This window comes from Actinomadura sp. WMMB 499 (genome assembly GCF_008824145.1).
Taxonomy (GTDB): Bacteria; Actinomycetota; Actinomycetes; order Streptosporangiales; family Streptosporangiaceae; genus Spirillospora.
The window spans coordinates 2015672-2037195 of the sequence record NZ_CP044407.1 but is presented as its reverse complement, the minus strand read 5'-3'; the positions used below and the strand labels follow the sequence as shown (position 1 = coordinate 2037195).

The window sequence follows — 21524 nt, the reverse complement described above, 5'->3', positions numbered from 1 at the left end:
AACTGGGAGTGCCGATACCTGGTTGAATTGCTGACCCCCGTTTTCGCAGAGCACCACGAATCCCTCGGCGGGATCTCAGGGCGTGAGGTCGTCGAGGACGCCCTGCACCCGTGCGCGGATGTCGGCTTCGTAGGCTCAGTGTGCGATGACCTCGACGTGGTAGTGCCCGTCGCTTCTGCGGTGGGCTCCGTGGATCTCGGTGGCCAGGTCGGGGAAGGCTACGTCGAACGATTCCAGCGCGCGCAGGTAGGTCATCAGCGGGCCGTCGGCGGGGCCTGCGGCTTCGCCCGGCATCAGCATGGGGATTCCCGGCGGTGTCACGACGATGGTGGTGGCCGACACCCGGTCCGGGAGATCGTCCAGGCCGACGCTCTCGGTGCCGCCCCGGATGAGGGCGCCGTGGCAGTCGGACGGTGTCAGGACGGGCTCGGGCAGGTCGGTGAAGACCTGGTCGAAGAGCGTGTCGAGGTCGGAGTCGCGCAGGGCCGCGTGGGCCCGGTCGCAGAACTCCGGCAGCGTGACCCCGGCGGGGCCGAAGCCGGGGAGCAGGTCGTCCAGGGCGGCGGCGTCGTCATAGGCGTTCTTGAAGTCGAACAGTGCGTCGATCAGCGTGCCCCATTTGCCCTTGGTGATGCCCATCGAGAACAGGACCAGCAGTGTGTGGTCGCCGGTCTTCTCCACCACGATGCCGCGCCGCTGGAGGTAAGCGGCCACGATGCGGGCGGGTATGCCCCGTTCGAGGGTTCCCTCGGTGGCGTCGGCGCCCGGGCACACGATGGTCACTTTGATCGGGTCCAGCATGCAGTAGCCGTCGTCCAGGCCGTCGAATCCGTGCCAGGCCGCTCCGGGCTCCAGCGTCCAGCAGGCGGGTTCGGCGGCCAGCAGGGCCGGGTCGGCGTCGGCGAAGTCGACCGGACGGCCGGTGCCCGGGATGTTGATCCGGGGCGGCTGCCAGACCCCGAAGAACCAGTCGGGCCGACCGCCGTCCGCGCGAACGCGGGCGGCCAGCCGCGCCATCGCCTGCCGGAACCGGATCGCCTCCACGATGGCCTCTCCGGTCAGGAAGGGACCGGAGGGCCCGTCCATCATCGCCGCCGCGACGTCCAGCGAGGCGATCAGCGGGTAGAGCGGCGAGGTCGAGGCGTGCATCAGGTACGTCTCGTTGAAGCGGTCGTAATCGATCGGCGCCCGGCCGGGGCGCACGTGCAGCATCGCCGACTGCGACAGCGCCGCCAGCAGCTTGTGCGTGGACTGCGTCGCGAACACCGTGGGGTGCCGCTCGTCCGGCAGGGCTTCCAGCGCCATTCCGAACCGGCGGGCGTACATCGGGTTGAAGCGAGCGTAGGCGAACCACGCCTCGTCGAAGTGCAGCCGGGGAACGCTTTCGCAGAGCAGCTCGCCGACCCGCACGGTGTCGTAGCAAAGCCCGTCGTAGGTCGAGTTGGTGATCACCGCGTACGAGGGGTCCCCGCCGCCGGGCCGGTGCTCGGACACCAGCTCGCGCACCGCGTCCGCCTCCAGCGCGGCGGGTGGGATGGGGCCGGCGAGCCCGAGGCCGTTGCGTTCGGGTACCAGGTAGATCGGACGGGCGCCGGTGATGGTCAGCGCGTGCTGGATCGACTTGTGGCAATTGCGGTCGACCAGCACGGTGTCGTCCCGCGCGATCGAGTGGTGGGCGACGACGCGGTTGGCGGTGGAGTTGCCGTTGACCACGAAGAACGTGCGGTCGGCGCCGAAGACGCGCCGCGTTGCGCTCAGCGGCGCCGATCGGCCCGGTGTGGTCCAGCGGGGACCCCAGTTCGGGGACCGAGATGGACAGGTCGGTGCGCAGCAGCCGTTCGCCGAAGAAGTCGAAGAACGCCCGACCGACCGGCGATTTCAGGAAGGCGACGCCGCCCGCGTGCGCCGGGGTGTGCCAGGAGTAGCGGTGGTGATCCTCCAGGCGGTGCAGCGCGCCGAAGAACGGCGGTAGCAACTGCTCGGCGTACCTTTCCGCCGCGTGCGCGATGCGTCCGGCGATGAAGTCGGGGGTGTCCTCCAGCGGGTAGACGTAACCCTGCACGACCTCGTACACCCAGAGTGGCGGATCCTCGCCGGACGAGACCGGGAAGACCGGCAGGCGGTGGAACCGCTCGGCCACGCCGCGCAGCACTCGCGCCGCCTCTGGCTCGTCCCACGAGAGCAGTACCGCCGCCAGCGACGCGTCCGAACCGATCACCGCGAGCGCGTCGGACCCGCGGTGCGTCCAGCGCAGCCCCGATCCCGCCGCCCGAAGACCTCACCGTCCGCGACGGCCCCCGAGACGGTCGAGCTGATCGTCCGGTTGCGCAAGGAACTGTCCGAGCAGGGCCTGGACGCCGGGCCCGACACCATCGCCTGGCACCTGGCCCACCATCACCACATCACCGTGTCGCGGGCCACCATCGCCCGGCACCTGACCACCCGCGGCCTGGTCACCCCGCAGCCCGGGAAGCGGCCCCGCTCGTCCTGCATCCGGTTCCAGGCCGAGCTGCCCAACCAGACCTGGCAGGCCGACTTCACCCACTACCGCCTCGCCGACGGCACCGACACCGAGATCTTGACCTGGCTGGACGACTGCCGCTACGCCCTGCACGTCACCGCATGGCCCCGCGTCACCGGCCCGATCGTCCGCGACACCTTCCGGCGGGCCGTCGCCGCCCACGGTGTTCCCGCCTCCACACTCACCGACAACGGCATGGTGTTCACCACCCGCCCGGCCGGCGGCCGCGGCGGCCGCAACGCCCTCGAAGCCGAACTGCGCCGCCTGCACATCAGGCAGAAGAACTCGCGCCCCGGCCACCCCACCACCTGCGGCAAGGTCGAACGCTTCCAGCAGACCATGAAGAACCGGCTGCGCGCCCGGCCCGGCCGGCCCACCGGCATCACCGGCCTGCAGACACTGATCGACCGCTTCACCGAGATCTACAATCATCGGCGCCCGCACCGGTCCCTGCCGCACCGGGCCGCATCCGCAGCGATCTACACCACCCTGCCCAAGGACCTACCCGCCACCAGCCGCGACCACGACGCCCACACCCGCGTCCGCCACGACCGCATCGACGACACCGGCGTGGTCACCCTCCGCACGGGCGGCCGCCTCCACCACATCGGCATCGGACGACCCCACGCCCGAACCCACGTCATCATGCTCATCAACGACCTGCACGTCCGCGTCATCAACGCCACCACCGGCGAACTCCTCCGCGAGCTCACCATCGACACCACCCGCGACTACCAACCCCAACGCAAGAAACCCTCCGAACCGTAGGTTCGGAGGGTTTCCAATGTCCTGAGACATCACATGAGCGCGCCCGGCAGGATTCGAACCCGCGACCGTCGGATTAGAAGTCCGCAGCTCAGCAGAGCCTCCGCACCTGCATCCACCTGCGCAGACTCCCCGTTCGCGTCCCGTCCCACCCGAGATCATTCCGCACATGCTCCGGATCTTGTTCTCGGGCTCGTCCGCCTGGCCGTGCGAGGGACTCCCGCCCTCTGCACCGTCTCACAGGTAGATTGGACACCATGACCGCTCAGCCCGAGGAGCCGACCGCGCCGCGCGATCCCGGCGAGGATCCGGCCGCGATCTTCGAGGCGCTCCCGCCGTCGCATCGTGACCAGTTCCGGACCGAGTACGACGAGGCGCTCGACGCGGCTCACGACCTGGCGCGGTTCAAGCAGGTTCAGGCACTCCTTCGTCGGTGGCGTCTGCGGGCCGTCGCCTACGGCCGTCCCGGCTACGAGGAAGCGGTGCAGGACGCGCTGCAGGGTAGGGAAGACACCTTCGTCCGCTACACCCCTCCGGGCTGGGAAGGCCGGGTGTGACGTACCGCTTCGACGGCTTTCACGGCCGCGCGCTGTACGAACTGAACGGACTTCCCGAAGAGGTTCGAGACGGACCCCTCCTCGACTGCCTCCTTCACCTCGTGGAGGCCCCGTGGGACGCGGTCCCCGAACGGCCGGGGCAGACAGCCATCCGACACGCCTTCTTCGGCAATGACGCCGAGGGCATGCTGACGCTCCTGATCGATGACAAGGCGGAGACGCTGCGCATCATCGACATCCTCTGGATGGGGTAGCGGCGTAGCTGCTACGGGCGGACCTTCGACGAAGTCAGCGTGACCTGCGAGACCACAGGTCACCTGCACGGAGGCGCAACGGTCCGAAGTGCTTATTCGCGCGAGCGGCCCCAGCGTGGCAAGGGCGGCATCGCGCGAATGAGTACTTCGGCGCGCGGGGGTCCATGGGGGCTGCGAAGTCCCCTGGTAAGCGCACGCTCAATCGCCTTGGCGGCCGTCAGCCGGCGGCGAGGACGTTAGTCGCACTACGGCCGTTGGCTGAGGAGTTCGGGGCGACGAGTCGGCAATCGAGGCCCGGCGGTCCGCCGCCCGGGGACCGGCGCCCACGCCGCATGCCCCGGGCGGCGTAGCCGCCGGGCCTGCGGCGGCGCGAAGCGGCGCCGCCTTGATCTCAAACAGCCCAATTCGGCAGCTTGCTTGTGGGAGGGAAGCGCCAAGATGGAAGATCAAGGCGGTCTGCCTCGGGACCTAGACCACAGGCGGTCGTCTGTCAACTACTCGAACTCCTCTGAAGGCTCCTCTGCCCCTTCCCTAACGAGATCTTCATGAGAAGATAGACCGTGATCAAAATCACAACTGGCTGCGAACTAGGCTTGCAGGGACTTAAGTTTTGACTGAAGATGGTGCATACGAGGTGCTGCAGGAGGGCTCGCGTTGCAAGGTGCTAGCGGTCAGAACGCCGGGCGGGGGGTGTCCGGCGCGTGAGTTCCTGGAGACACTCGGTGACCGACCACAGGCAGAGTTCAAGGCCCGTTTGATGCGGCTTGCAGAGGTGGGATGGCTGCGCAGCCCTGAGCTAATGCGGAAGCTCCAAGTCCCAGGGGAACCTTCAGTAGAGGAGATCAAGGCACATTCAGGCCCAGGGTACAGGCTATATGTGATCAAGGAGGGGATTGACTGGGTAGCTACTCATGGCCGCAAAAAGCCGAAGGACCGCCTAGTGAAGAGAGAAGTAGAGCGTTCTCGCCAGATTTATGAGGAGCGTAAGTAGTGATGTCCTGGTTTAGGGAGAATCGCCGGTCACGTCAGCTTCTCGCGGAAGAACGCCTGATTGTGGCGGTTGCTGAACTAATCAGTGAAGCTCTTGATATTAGAGAAATGTCTCGGAGTGAATTGGCGGCTGCGCTAGAGGTGAAGGCGTCCGAGGTGACTCAGAGGCTCGGCGGAAAGCGGAATCTCACCCTAAGGTCCCTTGCTGACATGCTAGATGCTCTAGACTATGAACTGGAACTGTCCCTGAAGGACACTCGACCTCAAAGAGAAGTTTGGCGTGAAACTCGACGAGTAGCACCGACCAAACATTCTGTTTCATATAAAGTTACGGAGCGGTCCATCCGTCTGGTCGCAGGTACAACATGACTCGAACCACCGTCGGGGAACTCCGAGAGATTGCTCAAAATATCCTTCAATATATAGAGATTGAGGATATTAATATGAGGTCGCTCTCGATAACGGGAACGCATCCAGTATTGGAAGGGCCGTTCACGGTCAGTACTACGCTATCTGTAAGCGGCGAGATGCGTGCCGACCATATAGATCTTTTTACGCGCTATGACATTCGCGCTATGCCTGCGAATGATGACGATGAAAGGGAGGAGCATTCCCTCCATGGTGATGACAAGGAGGAGAACGCTTGGCGACTGAAACTAATTTTGGTTGCTACGTTCGCGAAGCAGTCTGCGAAAATACCGAGCTTTTCGGATGAGGATCTGAAGGCTCTGGCTTATGCTTTCGGTCCCCTGTTTATGCATCCCTATGCACGGGAAATCGTCCAGCATAACGTTACCCGACTTGGCTATCCGCCCTACACTCTTTCCATTTTGGAGCCGCTGACAACCGCTGATGATGAGGAAGTTGAAATCAAAGAAGGCTAACGTTGTTAGCTATGTGGGATGATTTGTGCAACCCTTTCCAGGGTGGGTATCGCGATTTGGGACCCGACTGATCTCAATGTGGGTATATCGGCTCGGCCTGTAGCTACGGAAATTATTTGAGCTCCACCTTCTCTTGCGGCCTCTACGTCGCCGACCGTGTCGCCAATGAGGTAGGTGCTCTCTACGCTGTATACGTGGCCGACGTGAGTGGCTGCTCGGTTCTGGGCGATGGCTACTAGGTTGGGGCGTTGTGAGTCGTCAGTACCGTATGCGCCTATGGCAAGGTTGAGGTAGCGAGTAAGGTCGAAAATTCCCAGCTTGGCGATGGCTGAGGGTTTCGGGTTGCCGGTTAGAACGGTTTGGACGATGTCGGGGCGTTCGGCGAAAGTTTTTAGGGCTTTGCGGGCTCCGGGGAGGGCTCGGCCTCGCCTGCGCATCTCGTCGGCTCGGGCTCGGTAGCCGGCGGCTTGGGCCTCGACGAACTTGGGGAAGTAGTCGCCTGGGTCCTGGATGTCGTAGAGGTCGAGTGTCTCCTGGAAGATGACTTGTTCGGTGCGGCCGGTGACGTCGGCTAGGCGGTCGATCTGGTGGCCGGTGACCTGCTCGAACGCGTCCTTGAAGACTTCGCTGCCTACGCCTCCGGTCTCGATGAGCGTGTGGTCGATGTCCCACAGGATGAGCTTGTGCACGCCTTGGTCATCCTTCCGGTGCTGTGATCGGGGGCTCTGGGTGCCTACCCTGGTCTTGCCCAGTCTTCCCGCCCTCCGGGAGTGAACGTGTCTGAGTCGGATGAGATCGGCATTGGCGAGCGTCTGCGGTTCTACCGGCAGGGGCGCAAGAAGACACAGGCCGTGGTGGCTGGGCTGGCTGGGGTGAGTGAGGACTACGTCTCGCAGATCGAGCGGGGGTTGAAGACTCCCACCATCGGGATGCTGCACAAGTTCGCGCGGATTCTGGGCGTGCAGGTGTCGGTGTTGCTCGGGGAACCGGAGTTCGAGCAGAACGGCACGATTCATCCGGTGGCGTCGGAGTTGAATCGGCGGATGATGTCCTTCGGCCGTCCTGGGGACGGTGGGGATGTCGACTTGGCGGGGCTGCGTCGGAGGGTTGATGCGGCATGGGAGATCTGGCAGACGTCGGAGAGTCGGTTCACGGAGGGCGCGGAGGTCTTCCCGGCGCTGTTGTCCGATGTTCAGGTGGCGGCGCGGTCGTTCCGGGCCGTGGGTGAGGCCGAGGAACGTCGGGAGGCGGCTCGGCTGGCGTCGGACATGTACTTCTTGCTGCGGACGTTCGCGAAGCGCATCGGGCGGACGGACCTGTCGTTGCTGGCTGCTGACCGTGGGATCGCGGCGGCCTACGAGACCGATGATCCGCTGAGGATCGCGGGGGCTCACTGGAACCTCGCTCACATCCTGATCGCGCAGAATGAGGCGGAGGCGGCCGAGGAGACGGCCGTTCATGCGATCGAGGAACTGAAGCCCCATCTGGAGAGCGGCGGCGACTGGCTGGCGATGTCGGGTGCCTTGTGGCTCGTGGCGTCGGTCGCCTCGGTGCGGCAGGGGGATGCCTGGGCGGCTCGGGATCGGCTGCGGCAGCATGCGCTTCCGGCGGCCGAGTCGGTTGGGGAAGGCAACGTGCTGTGGACGGTGTTCGGGCCGACGAACGTCCTCCTGCACGCGATGAGCGTCGAAATGGAGGCCGGGGAATCGGCTGAGGGGCTCACCATCGCTGACCGGATCGACGTCACCGAGTCGCCGTCGCTGGAACGGCAGACGACGTTCTATTTGGAGCTGGCACGGCTGCATGAGCAACGCCGGGATGACGCGGCCGTGCTGCTGCACTTGATGAGTGCGGAGGGAAGCGGGCCGGAAGACCTGCGGTACAACGTGCTGGCGCGGGATCTGGTGCGCGGGCTGCTGCGGCGGGCTCGGCCGAGTATGGCGCCGCAAGTGCGGGCGTTGGCTCGTCGGGTCGGTGTGGTGGCCGCGTAGAACCCGTACCGGGGGTCGACCCGAACTGAGAGTTCGGGTTGTGCGCCTGATCCGCTCTTAACGTCGTCGGCACGACGTTCAGAGCGGTTTAGGAGTCCCCACCTTGTTTCCCTCCTCGGCGAACCCTCCGGCCCCTGACCCCTGCGTTTCCTGCCGTGGTCGGGGACGCAAGCTCGTGCTGCCCCGGCGGCGGCTGGTCATCGTCCCGGCGGACGCAGCGTCGGTGGCGGCTCCGGCTCGGGTCCGTGAGGAATGCCCGCGGTGCGGTGGCAACGGGATCGAGGCTGCGTGATGGGTGCCTCGGCCGGTAGGGACCGTGAGTTCGTGCTCTTGGGTGAGTTGTACGTGGCGCTTGCGAAGTTGGGCGCCGAGGTGCAGCTCCGGGACGCGATACCGGGGTTGACGGTCCGGCTCGTGCGGGACGGTGCTCCGGCGGTCTCCGGATACGTCGTGCTCAAGGGCGGTGAGCGCTTCACCTGGTGGCGCGTGGACAACGCCCACCCGGCCACCGATGTGGAGGGGGCGGCCCGGCGGATCATGGAGACGTTGCGGTCCGATCCTCCTCGGGCTCACGGGCCTGGGGCGGGGTCATGAGCGTGGTCGTGGATGGGCTCTTGGTCGACACCGTGGCGATACGCCGGGAGATCGAACGGCGCTTTCCCGGTGTGGTGCCGTGGTACGGCGAGCACACGCGCCGATGGTGGGCCGTCGTGTGGTGCGGGCGGTGGGTGCTTCTGGAGGCGCCGACTCCTCGGGCGCTCGTTGGCGCCATCGAGGTTGCGGCGTCCCGTCGCTCGTCCGTCGTGCGGTGAGCTGCGGGACCGGTGACGGGGAGGGCCTTGCCCCCGTGGGGCTCGGGTGTCGCCGGTCCCGCTTTCCCCGCTTTCAGCGTTTGAGCTGGGCAAAGGCGTGACACGTGGGCGCGGTGTCGCTACGCTGCCCGTACTTAAGTTGTCGAGTTGATAGTAGGTCGTCATGTCGGATGACATGGAGTACGCGCCGCCGAAGTACGCGCAGATCGTGCAGGCGCTGCGGCGGCGGATCGCGAACGGGACGTACCCGCCAGGGTCCGCTCTGCCGTCCGAGTCGCAACTGATCCGCGAGTTCGGCGTATCGCGTCCCACGGTCGTCCGCGCGTTGCAGGCGATGCAGCTTCGGGGCGAGATCGAACGGGAGCATGGCCGTGGCTCGTTCGTCAAGGCCGCTCCTCCGCCGTCCGGTGACGGGCAGTCGCGTCCGGCTCGGACCGTGCTCGACCAGGCGGAGGCCGAGTTGTCGGTCGACGTGCTCGACGTGGGGCCGGCCGATGCCCCGCCGTACGTGGCCCGGCTGCTGGGCATGGTCGACGGTGCCCCCGTGATTCGGCGGCGGTACATCGACTGGGAGAACGGCACCCCTTGCGAGCTGGTGTCGGTGTGGGTGCCGCAAGAGATCGGCCGGACGGCGGGTCTCGATCACGCGGAGGCGTTGACTGCTCCCCTGCGGCGGCTGCTCCAGGCCGGTGCGGGTGTCCGGCTGGCGCATGTGGTGGAACGGCTGAGCGCTCGGCTCCCCACCTCGGCGGAGTCCAAGCTGCTGGAGATCGACACGGCGGCCCCGGTCTTCGGGGCGCTGGCGTCCGTTCACGACTCGGACGGCCGTGTCGTCATGGTGGTCGACCTGGTGCTTCCCGGCGAGCTTCACGACCTGGAGGACACCTACACCCTGTGATGTGACTTAAGTCACTACACCGTCTTACAAGCTCGACTTGTCAAGTGTCCGAATCGTCGCTTACCTTCGTAGCAACTCGACAGCATAAGTTGTTGAGCTTTCAAGGCGGAGGTGATCGCTCATGGCGGTGCAGGGTCCGTTCAAGGTCGCGTTCGGGACGTGTTCCCGTTCGGGGCGTTCGTCAAGGGCGGGGTGGAGCCGGTCCGGGACTTCGACCGGTCGTCCCGCGAGAACTTCGTGCAGGCCCGAGACAAGGACACGGGCGAGCTGGTGTGGTCGGTGGAGGTGCTCGACGCCGACCCCGAGTCCAAGGGGACGTTCAAGGTCAAGCTGATGGCGCCGGTTCAGCCGGTGATGCCGGAGGCCCCGAGCGGGTTTCCGTTCGTGCCGGTGGAGTTCGACGGGCTGACGGTCACGCCGTACGTCAACAGCCAGAACAACCGGCTGGCGTACTCGCTGAAGGCGGCGGGGATGCGCTCGGCCGGTGCGGGCAAGGCCGCTCCCTCGGGCTCGGCGTCGGGGTCGGGTGCCGGTCGTGCGGCCGGTAAGGACGCGGCCTGATGCGGGACGGATACGGCTCCCTGGGCGTCTCTCTCGGGGCGGACACCTGGTTCCGGTGCAGCACCTACCCGGAGAAGTCGGAAACGCCGATTCTGGCGATCGACCTGCCGGGCATGTACCTGTCGCTGAGCACGTCGCAGCGTGACGCGGTGTCCTCGGGCGATGTCGACAACGCGCGGCGGCTGCTGGAGGTCGTGTCCCGGTTCACGGCCGAGGTCGAACGGCTGTACGCCGAGACCAACCCACAGGACTCCGGCGAGGTCGACGGCGGGGAGCGTGCGGCATGAACGCCTTCGCCCTGCTCGTCCTGGCCGTGGTGGCCCTCGCCGGTGCCGGTGCGGTTGGCCTGCGGCTGCTGGTCGAGTTCGCGGAACGTCGGCGGGGTGTGCGGTGGGCTCACGCCCTGGCGCGGTTCTGCGGTGACGGCGGGTGCCGGGTGTGCCGGTCGCGGTCGCTGTCGGCCGAGACTCCGCGGGTGGTTCCTGGTTGATCGGGTGGGGCGGCTGGAGCTGGTACCTCCGGCCGCCCCGCTTCTCTCCCCTCGCAAAAGCGCTGGCAAGTGAAGAGGTGATCCATCATGGCATGGGAGTTCCGCAAGATCCGGCCCGGTGAGAACGTCGCCGTCGAGTCGCAGCGCGACCCGTTCGCGGCGCCGAAGTGGGCGCCTCCGGTGTGGCACATGCCCGAGGGCCTGGTGCTGCTCGTCAACGCCGTCCGCATCCTGGTCCGCGTCGTCGTCTTCCTCGTCCGCAACATCGTCCCGGTGTCGGCTGCGGCGGGGCTGGGCTGGCTGGCCTACCGGTTCGGCTGGACCGTCCCCGTCCTGGTCGTCGCCCTGGTCCTGGTGCTGCTGGGCACCTGGGCGGCCGGGGACCCGTCCTCGTTCGTCCGCTACGTCGTCCGTCCGGTCCGGGGCCGTTGGCGGCTGGCGTGGACCTACCGGCGGCACTGGCAACCCGTCCTGGTCACCGCCGGACTCACCAAGACCCACAAGGGCCGCGAGTACCTGCCCTCCATCGTCCGCGTCCGCTGCGGCCCCACATCAGACCGCGTCCTTGTCCGGATGCTCAAAGGGCAGGCTCCCGACGCCTGGGAACGTGTCGTGGCCAACCTCACGCACGGCTTCGGGGCGGCTCTCGTCCGCGTTCGTGAGGGGGACCGTCCGGGACGGCTCTGGCTGGAGTTCGTCCGCCACGATGCCCTCGCCCGTCCCCTCTCCGCCCTGCCGGTTCCGTCCCCGTCCGCCGTGGACCTGTCGGGGGTGATGATCGGCCGGACCGAGGACGGGTCCCCGTGGCGACTGCGGCTGCTCGGCACGCATGTCTTGATCGCGGGGGCGACGGGGGCCGGCAAGGGGTCGGTCATCTGGTCCACCGTCCGCGCCCTGCTCCCGCTCATGGCGTCGGGCCTGGTGGAGGTCTGGGCCATCGACCCCAAGCGCATGGAACTGAGCTACGGGCGGGCGCTGTTCGAGCGGTTCGGCCGGTACTCCTCCGACCCGCGCGGCGGCATGGTCCGCCTCCTGGAAGACGCCGCCGAGGACATGAACGCGCGCGCTGAGGAGTTCGCGGGCGTGACGCGATCGTTCGCCCCCTCGACGGCGCATCCGTTCCGGGTGGTGATCGTGGACGAGTTGGCGTTCCTGACGGCGTACTGCCCGGAACGGGACCTGCGCAAGCGGGCCGAATCGGCGCTGGCGGTGCTGACCTCACAGGGCCGGTCGGTGGGGTACTGCGTCATCGGCGCACAGCAGGACGCGCGCAAGGAGGTCAACAACCTGCGCAACCTGTTCCCCGACCGCGTCGCCCTGCGGCTGGACGAAGACGAACAGGTCGACATGGTTCTCGGCGACGGTGCCCGTGATCGCGGCGCCCTGGCCGACCAGATCTCCAGCGTTCCGGAGGTCGGTGCGGGGGTGGGGTTCGTCCGGCTGGAAACCTCACCCGATCCCGTGCGCGTGCGGGCGGCCTACGTCTCCGATGAAGACATCCGCGCCATGGTGGCGCTGGCCCTGGAGGGGATCGACGCGGGGGAGGCTGCATGACACAGCTCTCCCTCGACGGCTCGGCCCCCGATCCGGTGGCGGCCCCGGAGGAGACGAGCGCGCTCGTCAAGACCATGGCACCGCTGGCGCGCAACGTCCTGGAAGCCGTCGCCATCGACCACGGCGTGTGCATCCGCCCCGTGCCCATGCGGCGGGTGGACCTCCACACGGGCGACTCCGAGGTGATCAACGTCCCGTGCGGCCACACCCTGGCGTCGGTGTGCCCTCCGTGCGCCGAGCGAAAGCGCAAGCTGCGGGCCGTGCAGTGCCGCCAGGGCTGGCACCTCGACCAGGAACCCGTCATCACGCGCGCTGATCCCGATGACGAGCAACGGGCGTGGATGGGGCTGCGGGCGCAGGCACAGGCCGAGCACGACCGGGCGGCCGAGGAAGGCACTGCACACGGGGAACCGGTCGAGTTCTGGGACGGCGTCCTTCGCGAGCTGGACGGCGAGATCGAACGCTCTGGGGTGCGGGCTCGCTCAAGACGGGTGAGCACAAGGCACGCCGTGCCCGGTCCACGCGGCGGCGGCAGGATGCTCCGGACCTTCCCCGTCGGCCGGTGGACTCGCGCACGGTCGGGAAGGTCTACCGGGGTCGTGACGGGAAGACGTTCCGGCCCTCGCTGTTCCTGACCCTGACGCTCGACTCCTACGGGCGGGTTCGCTCGGACGGCACTCCCGTTGATCCGGAGACGTACGACTACGCTCGGGCGGCTCGGGACGCGTTGCACTTCTCCAAGCTGGTGGACCGGTTCGTGCAGAACCTGCGCCGCTTCGTCGGCCATGACGTCCAGTACTTCGCCACCGTCGAACCCCAACGGCGGCTGGCTCCCCATCTGCACATGGCGATCCGGGGCACAATCTCTCGCGCGGAACTTCGGCAAGTGGTGGCGGCGACGTATCACCAGGTGTGGTGGCCCTCGACCGAACGCGTCGTCTACTCCGGCGAGCACCTGCCGGTCTGGGATGACGCTGCGGGCGAGGACGGCGGCTACGTCGATCCGGCAACGGGGGAGGTGCTGCCCACCTGGGGACGCCTTGGACGCCATCGGCCTGGACGATGACGCCGAACCCCTGCACGTCGTGCGGTTCGGTCGCCAGATCGACGCACAGGGCGTCATGGCCGACTCTCCGAGTCGCGCAAGCTGATCGGCTACCTCACGAAGTACCTGGTCAAGGGTGTCGCCGAGTGTCACAACGCCGAGACGTCCACGCAGCGTGAGCACGCCGACCGGATGGCCGAGACACTGCGCTATGAGCCGTGCTCTCCGACGTGCGCGAACTGGCTGTGCTACGGCGTGCAGCCCAAGAACCCCCGAAAGGGCCTGACGCCCGGCTACTGCAAGGGCAAGGCCCATCGCCGCGAACACCTCGGCTACGGCGGTCGCCGCGTCCTGGTCTCCCGCAAGTGGTCCGGCAAGACCCTCGCCGATCACAAGGCCGACCGAAAGGCATGGGCGCTGGCTCGGCTCGCTGAGGCCGGGATTCGGGTCTCCAATCCGGCCGATCCCGATGCGGCCTACGTCTGGGAACGTGCTGGTCCCGCTGACCCGGATGTCCGTTCGGTCGACCAACGGTTGCTGCTCACGGTGAATGAGCGCATCGAACGGCGTCGCCAACTCGATCAAGCTACTTCAACTACTCCCGAACTTTCGGCAACTGCGGAGGCAGCGTGAGCGGTAAGCGCGATGAGCTCCTGACGGTCGATCAGGTTCTCGAAGAACTGGGAGGGATCTCCCGGCGGACGTTCTACCGCTGGCGTGAGATCGGTCGGGCGCCTGCGGGCTTCAAGCTGCCCAACGGCGAGATCAGGATCTACCGGAGTGACCTCGACGCGTGGCTGTGGTCGCTGCGGGAGGCGGCGTGAACACCTCGTACAAGGTCAAGTTCTGGGAAGTCCGGCCGAACAAGGCGGGGCCTCGGTCGAGCAAGCCGGGCAAGGTCATCTCGTACACCGCTCGCTGGACGGTGGGCGGCCGAGAGAAGTCGCGAACGTTCGAACGCTCGTCGCAAGCCAAGAGCTTCCTGTCGGACCTGCGGCAGGCTGCAAAGAACGGTGAGCCGTTCGACGTCGACTCGGGCCTACCGGTGTCGATGCTCAAGGCGGCGACGGCTCGGACATGGCTGGAGTTCGCCCGTGCGTACGTGGCGGCGCGCTGGCCTCATGCTGCGGCCAAGTCTCGTGAGGGGCTCACGGACACGATGACGGCCGTGACGCTCGTGTTCGTGAAGGACATGCCGGGCCGTCCTGATGCGGCCCTCCTGCGGACGTTGCTGCGCCGGTACGTGTTCGTCCCGGACGATCGGCGCCCCGACGTCTCGCCGGATCTGGGGTCGGCGCTGCGCTGGCTGGAGGCGGCGTCCATGCCGATTACCGCACTGGACGAACCGCGGTTGGCTCGTGCTGCGCTGGAGGCCCTCGCGCTCCAGCTCGACGGGCAGCCGGCGGCGGCCTCGACCTTCCGGCGCAAGCGGGCGGTGTTCAAGCATGCCCTCGGCTACGCGGTCGAGCTGGGTGACTTGGCGGCGAATCCGCTCGACCGGGTGAAGTGGCGTCCGCCCAAGCAGAGCGGGGCCGTTGACCGGCGGGTCGTAGTGAACCCCTCGCAGGCTCGGGAGCTGCTGACGGCGGTCTCCTACGTGGGACGGTCGCGCGGGCCTCGGTTGCGGGCGATGTTCGCGTGCATGTACTTCGCCGGTCTGCGTCCGGCTGAGGCTGCGGGCTTGCGGCGGCAGGACTGCGAACTTCCGGCAATCGGCTGGGGCCTGATCACGCTGAAGAAGAGTCGTCCGCAGACCAACAAGCGGTACACCGACTCGGGGGAGACCTTCGACGATCGGGGCCTGAAGCACCGGGACGACGACGTCGTCCGCCCCGTTCCCGTCCCGCCTGAACTGGTCGGCATCCTTCGCGATCACCTGGACGCGTTCGGGACGGCCGAGGACGGGCGCATGTTCGTCACCAGTGGCGGCCAATCGTTCTCCGGCTCGGCCTACGCGCTGGTGTGGAAGCGGGCTCGGGTCCTGGCGCTGACCCCGGATCAGGTCGAGTCGCCGTTGGCGGCCCGTCCGTATGACCTTCGCCATGCGGCGGTCTCGCTCTGGCTGAACGCCGGGGTTCATGCTCCGGAGGCGGCCGAACGGGCGGGGCATGGGGTCGATGTGATGTTGCGGGTCTACGCGAAGTGCATCGACGGGCAACGGGGTGTGGCCAACCAGCGCATCGAGGACGCGTTGGCGGCATGATCGGTAACTACCGTGGAGGGGCTCCGGAACGATCCGGGGTCCCTCTTCGCGTGCGGTCTGACCTGGGCAAACGTCCGGGCGGTCATTCCGCGTATATTCCGGGAACCGTGCTCCGGGGCTGCCTCCGGTGGCATACGGCTGCGTCCGGCCGGACGTCGTCCGGGTGGCGTTCTGCCTGGTCAGAGGCTAGATCGCCTGGTGAAGAGAGCGCGCCCGGCAGGATTCGAACCCGCGACCGTCGGATTAGAAGTCCGATGCTCTGTCCAGCTGAGCTACGGGCGCTCGGCGCCCGGCTGGACGCCGGACACAGTGTAAGGCTGAGCGCCGTCTGGCTCCACATCCATATTGCCGGTCTTGGCCGTGCCGCTGTGGTAGAGGGCATATCTTTGGTGGCCGTGGACGGTGAGGTGCCGCTCTCCGGGACGGGGGGCGTGGTGCGGGTGGCGGACACCGTGCGGAGGCCGGGCGGCGCGCACAGTGCGGCGGTGCGCGGGCTGTTGCGGCACCTGGAGGACGTGGGGTTCGAGGCGCCGCGGGTGCTGGGGACGGACGAGGCGGGGCGGGACGTCGTGAGCTGGGTGCACGGGGACGTGCCGGGACGGCCGTTGCCCGGGTACGCGGGACGGACGACGTGTTGCGGGGGGTCGCGCGGCTGGTGCGGCGGTACCACGAGGCGGTGCGGCCGTTCGGGGTGCCGGACGGGCCGTGGGGCGAGGGGTCGTGTCTCGACGGGGAGCCGGAGATCGTCGGGCACTGCGATGTGACGCCGGAGAACGTGGTGTTCCGGGGCGGGGAGCCGGTCGCGTTGATCGACTTCGAGTTGGCGCGGCCCACGCGGCGGTTGTACGACGTGGTGACGGCGCTCCGGCATTGGGGGCCGATCGCCGATCCGGCCGATCGGGACGCGGTGTGGTACGGCGTCGACGTGGGGCGGAGGCTTCGGGTGTTCTGCGATGCGTACGGGCTCGCGCGGGGGGAGCGGAACGAGGTGCTGCCGGCGGCGCTCGTGCGGTTCGAGCGGTCGTACGAGGTGATGCGGGAGAGGGCCCGGCGGGGCGGGAGCTGGGCAAGGGTCTGGCAGGGTGGGGCCGGGCTTCGCATACGGCGGGCTCAGGACTGGCTGGAGCGGCACTGGGATGAGCTCGATGCGTGTCTCTGCTGAAGGCCTGGCACTCGGGGCGGTGCTGGACGCGGTGCTCGGGGATCCGCGGCGGGGGCATCCGGTCGCGGGGTTCGGGCGGGTGGCCTCGAGGGTGGAGCGCGCGGTGTACCGGGATTCGAGGACGGCGGGGGTGCTGTACGTGGGGCTCCTCGTGGGCGGTGCGGGCCTCGCGGGGTTCGCGGTCGAGCGGGCGTGCAGGGGTTCGAGGCCGGTGACGGCGAGGGGTTCGTGGCCGGTGACGGCGGTCGCGACGTGGGCGGTCCTGGGCGGTACGTCGCTCGGGCGTGAGGGTTCGCGGATGGCGGATGCGCTCGAGGCGGGGGATCTCGAGGCTGCGAGGGCGCGGCTGGGGCATCTGTGTGCGAGGGATCCGGAGGGGTTGAAGGCGGACGAGCTCGCTCGTGCGACGGTCGAGTCGGTGGCGGAGAACACGAGTGATGCGGCCGTCGCGCCACTGCTGTGGGGCGCGGTCGCGGGCGTTCCGGGACTGTTCGTCTACCGGGCGGTGAACACGCTCGACGCGATGGTGGGCTACCGGAACGCGCGGTACGAGCGGTTCGGGTGGGCGGCTGCGAGGCTCGACGATGCGATGAACTGGGTGCCCGCACGGGTCACGGGGGCTCTCGTGGCGCTGTTCGGCGGGCCCGACGCGTGGCGGGTGCTGCTGCGAGACGGCGGGAACCACCCGAGTCCGAACGCGGGACGGTGCGAGGCGGCGTTCGCGGGGGCGCTCGGGGTGCGGCTGGGCGGGACGAACGCGTACGGGGGGCTGGTGGAGCGGCGTCCGGAGATGGGGGACGGGCGGGCGCCGGAGGTGCGGGACATCAGGAGGGCCGTGCGGTTGTCGGCGGGGGTGACGTTCGCGGCGGCGGGGCTGGCCGCGGTGGTGGCGCGGGGGCGCAGGTGAGCGGGCTGCTGGTGGCGGGGACGACGTCGGACGCGGGCAAGAGCGTGGTGACGGCGGGGCTGTGCCGGTGGCTGCGGCGCAAGGGGGTGAGCGTCGCTCCGTTCAAGGCCCAGAACATGTCGCTGAACTCGATGGTGACGGGGGACGGCGCGGAGATCGGGCGGGCGCAGTACATGCAGGCGCAGGCGGCGGGGTGGTGCCGCGGGCGCTGATGAATCCGGTGCTGCTGAAGCCGGGGAGCGATCGCAGGAGCCAGGTGGTGGTGCTGGGGCGTCCGGTGGCGGAGGTCGACGCCATGGAGTACGGGGCCCACAAGGAGCGGCTGCGCGAGGTCGTGCGGGAGTCCCTCGAGCAGTTGAGGGACGAGTACGAGGTGGTGGTGTGCGAGGGCGCGGGGAGTCCGGCGGAGATCAACCTGCGTGCGGGGGACATCGCGAACATGGGGCTCGCGCGGGCGGCGAACCTGCCCGTCGTGGTGGTGGGCGACATCGACCGCGGCGGGGTTTTCGCGTCGCTGTTCGGGACGGTCGCGCTGCTGGAGCCGGAGGACCAGGCGCTCGTCGCCGGGTTCGTGATCAACAAGTTCCGGGGCGCCGCCGAGCTGCTGGAGCCGGGCTTGGAGCAGCTCAGGGGTTGACGGGCCGCCCGACGCTGGGCGTCCTGCCGTGGTTGTCCGGTCTCTACCTGGACGCGGAGGACACGCTGGCGCTGGACGCGCCGCGCCCGGACGCGCGGGCCCCGTACGGGCGGGAGACGCTGCGGGTGGCGGTGGTGCGGTTCCCGCGGATCTCGAACTTCACCGATCTGGACGCCCTGGCCTGCGAGCCGGGCGTGGTGGTGCGGTACGCGGCGAGCGCGGGGGATCTCGCGGACGCGGATCTGGTCGTCCTGCCAGGGACGCGCGCGACGGTGCGCGATCTCGCGTGGCTGCGGGAGCGGGGGATGGCCGCGGAGATCCTGCGCAGGGTGCGGGAGGGGCGGCCGGTGCTCGGGGTGTGCGGCGGCTACCAGATGCTCGCGCGGGAGATCCGGGACGACGTCGAGTCGGGTGAGGGGCGCGTCGAGGGCCTCGGCGTGCTGCCCGCGAGCGTGGTCTTCGGCGCGGAGAAGACGCTCGGACGTCCCAGTGGTGCGGCGTACGGGGAGCCGGTCGAGGCGTACGAGATCCACCACGGGGTCGTGACCGTTGAGGGCGGCGAACCGTTCCTCGACGGGTGCCGGGACGGGGCGGTGTGGGGCACGACCTGGCACGGCGCGATGGAGAACGACGGGTTCCGGCGGGCGTTCCTGCGGGATGTGGCGGGGGCGGCGGGGCGCGATTTCACGCCGGCGCCGGACGTGTCGTTCGCCGCCCTGCGGGAGGCGACGATGGACGCGCTGGGCGATCTCGTCGAGGAGCATCTCGACACGGACGCGGTGTGGCGGCTGATCGAGGGGGGCGCGCCGCGCGATCTGCCCGTGGTACCGCCGGGCGGACCCCAGGGAGCCGTCAAGGGACGGTAAGAGCGGCGACGGGTGGAGGCGGCGCGGCGGTAGGGTGATCCACTCGAAGGTGCGGCCGACGTATCAGGAGGAATACCCCGTGACCGACCCGAGTCTCATCGTCCCGCTGATGAAGGCGCGGGTGCCGGCCGAGGTGCAGCTGGAGTTCCCGCTCCCGGTGGACGAGGAGCCGGTGCGCGACGCGTTCGCCGGCGAGCTGTACGTGACGTACGCGCTGGAGCACACCGAGGACGGCGGCCGCCGGTACGAGCACGTGGCGCGGCGGCACTGCGCGGAGCTGGGCGTGGAGGCGGGCGAGCTGCGCCGGCGCGCGGTGCTGAACCTGCGGGACCGCCGTCCCGAGCTGGGCCTGAACTGGTACCCGGACGTGCGGGCGGTGACGGTGACGCTCGGCGGGCTGGAGGCGAGCCTGCTGCTGGACGAGGGGTTCCTCGAGAAGCTCGCGCAGGACGTGGAGGGCGATCTGGTCGTGGCGGCGCCCGCGCGGGACGTGTTCGTCGCGTCGGGCACCGGGCATCCGGAGGGCGTCGACAAGCTGCGCTGGGCGGTCGCCCAGGTGTGGGCGCGGGACGCGGAGCCCGAGTGGGACGCGCCCGCGTCGGCCCTGCTGGGCCACGACCTGCTGGTCCGGCGGGCGGGGGTCTGGGAGATCCTCACGACAGTGTCCTGAACTCCGGCCACAGTTCGGTCCAGGAGCCGCGCGGTCCGCGGCAGATCCACACGGGCTTGCCCTGCTCCTCGTTGTCGAGGCCGGCGCCGTTGTCGATGCGGCCGGCGGGGCGCACGTCCGTCCAGAAGCGCCGGAGCGCGGCGGCGCCCGCGGTGCTCTCCGGGCCGACGACGACCGCCGTGCCGGCGCCGTCGGGCGGGCGGCCGAAGTACCAGTAGCCGTTGTGGCCGCTGTAGGCGCGGGGGAGCCCGTGGCGGGGCCCGTACAGGTCGATCGCCCCGGCCTCCCCGTAGTTGCTCACGATGATCACGGCCCGTTCGTCCGGCGGGAGCGAGCGGTGCACGCGGGCGACCTCGGCGACGAACCGGGGCCAGCCGACGGTCTCGGCGCCGTCGGGGTTGACGGCGGGCTGCGGGGTGCTCGCGAGGGTCGAGACGGGGTAGACGGGCAGCGTGAGCAGGACGGTCGAGACGCCGGTGACCGCGTAGGCGGGGACGGTCGCGGCCCAGCCCCAGCCCTTCGGGACGCCGCGCCGCTCGACCTCGACGGCGCCCGCCGCCCACAGCGCCGCCCACAGCCCGGCGAGGTAGTAGGGCTTCCCGGCCGTCGCGAGGAACGCGGCGTTCAGCAGCAGGTAGGCGTGGCCGATGAACCGGTACGGCGCGAGGTCCGGCGACCGGTAGAGCCGCCAGAGCCCGTAGATCCACAGCCAGGACAGCACGACCCCGGTCAGGACGATCTGGAACGGGACGAAACCGGGCCGCCCGCCGAAGTCGGCGTCCCCGGCGATCGCGCCGGCCATGTCGAGCTGCGGCCAGCCGTGCCGGGCCTGCCAGACCAGCCCGGGGACGGCCGCGGCGACCGCCAGGACGGCTCCGGCGCCGAACATCGGCTTCCGGAGCAGGTCGCGCGGCCCGGTGATCAGCAGCCCGGCGGCGAGCGCGGCGAGGGCGACGGGCGCGAGGTACTTGATGTTCACGGCGACGGCGGTCACCGCGCCCGCCGCGAGCAGGAGCCGAGGGTCGCGGGTCCGCACCCAGCGGATCGCCGACCAGGCGAGCGCGGTGGTGAGGAGCATGTCGAACGCCGCAGTGGAGAGGGTGTGCCCGGCCGCGATCGCGAACGGGCACACGGCGTACGCCCCGGCGGTCAGGAGCTGCGCCCGCCGCCGTCCGCCCAGCTCGCGGGCGGTGAGGCCGGCGACGAGCACCCCGGCGGCGACGCAGAGGGCGGACGGGACGCGCAGCGCGACGAGCGAGTCGCCGAAGACCGCGGTGATCGCGCGGGCCAGCAGCGGGACGAGCGGCGGCTGGTCGGGGTAGCCCCAGTCGAGGTGCCGTCCGGCGACGCGGAAGTACAGCTCGTCGCGGTGGTACCCGTACCGGGCGCCGAGCGCGAGCAGGACGAGCGCGGCGCCGCCCGCGAGGAGGAGCAGCGGGCGCCACGCGGGCGGAGCGGTCCCGGAACGGCTGCCGGGCGCCTCGGGCGCGGGGGCGGACACACCGTGAACCCTAAGCGGCGGTGTGGCGCACGTCACGATATGTCGGGTGTCCAGGGCCGGTCACCGGCCGGTCCCGCCAGACGGGACGAGCGGCGCTCCGGACGCGGCGGCGCGAGCGTCCGAGCGGTCGGGGGCCGCGCGGTCGGCGGTGCCGGCGGCGGCGGTCGCGGACCTGGACCTGCCGGACGGCGGCGCTGCCGCTGCCGGCCGTCCCCCTCGCCGTGCTGGTGCGGGCGCGTCCCCGCCGGGCGGTGAT

General features: G+C 69.2%; 19 protein-coding genes, 2 tRNA genes and 4 pseudogenes. 19 read left to right on the top strand and 6 right to left on the bottom strand.

Annotated elements, in window-relative coordinates; translation table 11 throughout:
• Positions 1 to 135: 135 nt before the first annotated feature.
• A pseudogene (locus F7P10_RS44115) lies at positions 136 to 2062 on the bottom strand (arginine decarboxylase).
• A pseudogene (locus tag F7P10_RS45375) lies at positions 2045 to 2218 on the bottom strand (hypothetical protein); the annotation flags it as partial. The pseudogenes F7P10_RS45375 and F7P10_RS44115, both read right to left, overlap by 18 nt.
• Before the next feature lie 21 nt (positions 2219 to 2239).
• On the opposite strand from F7P10_RS45375, the gene F7P10_RS08935 reads away from it, so the two are divergent.
• On the top strand, positions 2240 to 3289 hold the full coding sequence (locus F7P10_RS08935) for an integrase core domain-containing protein (RefSeq protein WP_218040423.1): 1050 nt from the start codon (positions 2240 to 2242) through the stop codon (positions 3287 to 3289).
• A 38-nt stretch (positions 3290 to 3327) separates the two neighbouring features.
• Here F7P10_RS08935 and F7P10_RS08930 read toward each other — a convergent pair.
• A tRNA-Arg gene (locus F7P10_RS08930) sits at positions 3328 to 3393 on the bottom strand.
• Positions 3394 to 3543: 150 nt separating this feature from the next.
• On the opposite strand from F7P10_RS08930, the gene F7P10_RS08925 reads away from it, so the two are divergent.
• The 3 genes from F7P10_RS08925 (at position 3544) to F7P10_RS08910 (ending at position 5971) form a co-directional block, all read left to right on the top strand.
• Positions 3544 to 3843, top strand: coding sequence for a DUF6247 family protein (locus F7P10_RS08925; RefSeq protein ID WP_151008916.1), 300 nt, complete (start codon positions 3544 to 3546; stop codon positions 3841 to 3843).
• Positions 3840 to 4097 carry a hypothetical protein gene (locus F7P10_RS08920; RefSeq protein ID WP_151008915.1) on the top strand — a complete coding sequence of 86 codons (258 nt, stop codon included), beginning with the start codon at positions 3840 to 3842 and terminating at the stop codon, positions 4095 to 4097. Before F7P10_RS08925 ends, F7P10_RS08920 begins: the two co-directional genes overlap by 4 nt.
• A 1355-nt stretch (positions 4098 to 5452) precedes the next feature.
• Positions 5453 to 5971: a protein-export chaperone SecB gene (locus F7P10_RS08910; protein ID WP_151008913.1), complete on the top strand. Its 519-nt coding sequence runs from the start codon at positions 5453 to 5455 to the stop codon at positions 5969 to 5971.
• Positions 5972 to 5976: 5 nt separating this feature from the next.
• Here F7P10_RS08910 and F7P10_RS08905 read toward each other — a convergent pair whose 3' ends face one another.
• On the bottom strand, positions 5977 to 6660 hold the full coding sequence (locus F7P10_RS08905; protein WP_176611364.1) for a haloacid dehalogenase-like hydrolase: 684 nt from the start codon (positions 6658 to 6660) through the stop codon (positions 5977 to 5979).
• An 87-nt stretch (positions 6661 to 6747) separates the two neighbouring features.
• Here F7P10_RS08905 and F7P10_RS08900 point away from each other — a divergent pair, with 87 nt between their 5' ends.
• From F7P10_RS08900 to F7P10_RS08855, 11 genes and pseudogenes are all read left to right on the top strand, one after another.
• On the top strand, positions 6748 to 7962 hold the full coding sequence (locus F7P10_RS08900; RefSeq protein ID WP_176611363.1) for a helix-turn-helix domain-containing protein: 1215 nt from the start codon (positions 6748 to 6750) through the stop codon (positions 7960 to 7962).
• Positions 7963 to 8552: 590 nt separating this feature from the next.
• Positions 8553 to 8774, top strand: coding sequence for a hypothetical protein (locus tag F7P10_RS08895; protein ID WP_151008910.1), 222 nt, complete (start codon positions 8553 to 8555; stop codon positions 8772 to 8774).
• Positions 8775 to 8937: 163 nt separating this feature from the next.
• Positions 8938 to 9672: a GntR family transcriptional regulator gene (locus tag F7P10_RS08890; RefSeq protein WP_151008909.1), complete on the top strand. Its 735-nt coding sequence runs from the start codon at positions 8938 to 8940 to the stop codon at positions 9670 to 9672.
• Positions 9673 to 9831: 159 nt separating this feature from the next.
• Positions 9832 to 10233, top strand: coding sequence for a plasmid replication, integration and excision activator (locus tag F7P10_RS08885; protein ID WP_254716504.1), 402 nt, complete (start codon positions 9832 to 9834; stop codon positions 10231 to 10233).
• Positions 10233 to 10520 (top strand): hypothetical protein, encoded by a 288-nt coding sequence (locus F7P10_RS08880; RefSeq protein WP_151008908.1) that lies wholly within the window; start codon positions 10233 to 10235, stop codon positions 10518 to 10520. The genes F7P10_RS08885 and F7P10_RS08880 overlap by 1 nt, the downstream gene beginning before the upstream one ends.
• Positions 10517 to 10723, top strand: a complete 207-nt coding sequence (locus tag F7P10_RS08875; protein WP_151008907.1) for a hypothetical protein — start codon at positions 10517 to 10519, stop codon at positions 10721 to 10723. Before F7P10_RS08880 ends, F7P10_RS08875 begins: the two co-directional genes overlap by 4 nt.
• A gap of 87 nt (positions 10724 to 10810) precedes the next feature.
• Positions 10811 to 12277, top strand: a complete 1467-nt coding sequence (locus F7P10_RS08870) for an FtsK/SpoIIIE domain-containing protein (protein ID WP_254716503.1) — start codon at positions 10811 to 10813, stop codon at positions 12275 to 12277.
• Entirely contained in the window at positions 12274 to 12912 is a 639-nt protein-coding gene (locus F7P10_RS45370) for a replication initiator (protein ID WP_368077464.1), read from the top strand. The genes F7P10_RS08870 and F7P10_RS45370 overlap by 4 nt, the downstream gene beginning before the upstream one ends.
• A pseudogene (locus F7P10_RS08865) lies at positions 12819 to 13955 on the top strand (replication initiator); the annotation flags it as partial. The gene F7P10_RS45370 and the pseudogene F7P10_RS08865, both read left to right, overlap by 94 nt.
• Positions 13952 to 14146 carry an AlpA family transcriptional regulator gene (locus F7P10_RS08860; RefSeq protein ID WP_131982633.1) on the top strand — a complete coding sequence of 65 codons (195 nt, stop codon included), beginning with the start codon at positions 13952 to 13954 and terminating at the stop codon, positions 14144 to 14146. The pseudogene F7P10_RS08865 and the gene F7P10_RS08860, both read left to right, overlap by 4 nt.
• Positions 14143 to 15525, top strand: coding sequence for a tyrosine-type recombinase/integrase (locus F7P10_RS08855; RefSeq protein ID WP_151008906.1), 1383 nt, complete (start codon positions 14143 to 14145; stop codon positions 15523 to 15525). Before F7P10_RS08860 ends, F7P10_RS08855 begins: the two co-directional genes overlap by 4 nt.
• Before the next feature lie 208 nt (positions 15526 to 15733).
• On the opposite strand, the gene F7P10_RS08850 is transcribed toward F7P10_RS08855, so the two are convergent.
• A tRNA-Arg gene (locus F7P10_RS08850) sits at positions 15734 to 15807 on the bottom strand.
• A gap of 352 nt (positions 15808 to 16159) precedes the next feature.
• Between F7P10_RS08850 and F7P10_RS44110 the strand changes: the two genes are divergently transcribed.
• The 4 genes and pseudogenes from F7P10_RS44110 to F7P10_RS08830 all read left to right on the top strand — a co-directional run bounded on the left by F7P10_RS44110 (position 16160) and on the right by F7P10_RS08830 (position 19767).
• Positions 16160 to 16687 (top strand): phosphotransferase, encoded by a 528-nt coding sequence (locus F7P10_RS44110; protein WP_254716502.1) that lies wholly within the window; start codon positions 16160 to 16162, stop codon positions 16685 to 16687.
• Positions 16662 to 17594: a cobalamin biosynthesis protein gene (locus tag F7P10_RS08840; RefSeq protein WP_218040422.1), complete on the top strand. Its 933-nt coding sequence runs from the start codon at positions 16662 to 16664 to the stop codon at positions 17592 to 17594. The genes F7P10_RS44110 and F7P10_RS08840 overlap by 26 nt, the downstream gene beginning before the upstream one ends.
• Positions 17591 to 19097: pseudogene (locus F7P10_RS08835) on the top strand (cobyric acid synthase). Before F7P10_RS08840 ends, F7P10_RS08835 begins: the two are co-directional and overlap by 4 nt.
• 79 nt (positions 19098 to 19176) lie before the next feature.
• Complete coding sequence (locus F7P10_RS08830) at positions 19177 to 19767, top strand: DUF1444 family protein (RefSeq protein ID WP_254716501.1); 591 nt, start codon at positions 19177 to 19179, stop codon at positions 19765 to 19767.
• Here the strand turns inward: F7P10_RS08830 and F7P10_RS08825 are convergent.
• Positions 19751 to 21268: a glycosyltransferase family 39 protein gene (locus F7P10_RS08825; protein ID WP_151008904.1), complete on the bottom strand. Its 1518-nt coding sequence runs from the start codon at positions 21266 to 21268 to the stop codon at positions 19751 to 19753. The two genes, F7P10_RS08830 and F7P10_RS08825, sit on opposite strands and share 17 nt — an antisense overlap.
• Positions 21269 to 21524: the final 256 nt, after the last annotated feature.

Coding starts and splice junctions, on each gene's coding strand:
- F7P10_RS08925 (WP_151008916.1), top strand. CDS start 3,544: ATGACCGCTCAGCCCGAGGAGCCGACCGCGCCGCGCGATCCCGGCGAG.
- F7P10_RS08910 (WP_151008913.1), top strand. CDS start 5,453: ATGACTCGAACCACCGTCGGGGAACTCCGAGAGATTGCTCAAAATATC.
- F7P10_RS08895 (WP_151008910.1), top strand. CDS start 8,553: ATGAGCGTGGTCGTGGATGGGCTCTTGGTCGACACCGTGGCGATACGC.
- F7P10_RS08890 (WP_151008909.1), top strand. CDS start 8,938: ATGTCGGATGACATGGAGTACGCGCCGCCGAAGTACGCGCAGATCGTG.
- F7P10_RS08880 (WP_151008908.1), top strand. CDS start 10,233: ATGCGGGACGGATACGGCTCCCTGGGCGTCTCTCTCGGGGCGGACACC.
- F7P10_RS08875 (WP_151008907.1), top strand. CDS start 10,517: ATGAACGCCTTCGCCCTGCTCGTCCTGGCCGTGGTGGCCCTCGCCGGT.
- F7P10_RS08870 (WP_254716503.1), top strand. CDS start 10,811: ATGGCATGGGAGTTCCGCAAGATCCGGCCCGGTGAGAACGTCGCCGTC.
- F7P10_RS45370 (WP_368077464.1), top strand. CDS start 12,274: ATGACACAGCTCTCCCTCGACGGCTCGGCCCCCGATCCGGTGGCGGCC.
- F7P10_RS08840 (WP_218040422.1), top strand. CDS start 16,662: ATGAGCTCGATGCGTGTCTCTGCTGAAGGCCTGGCACTCGGGGCGGTG.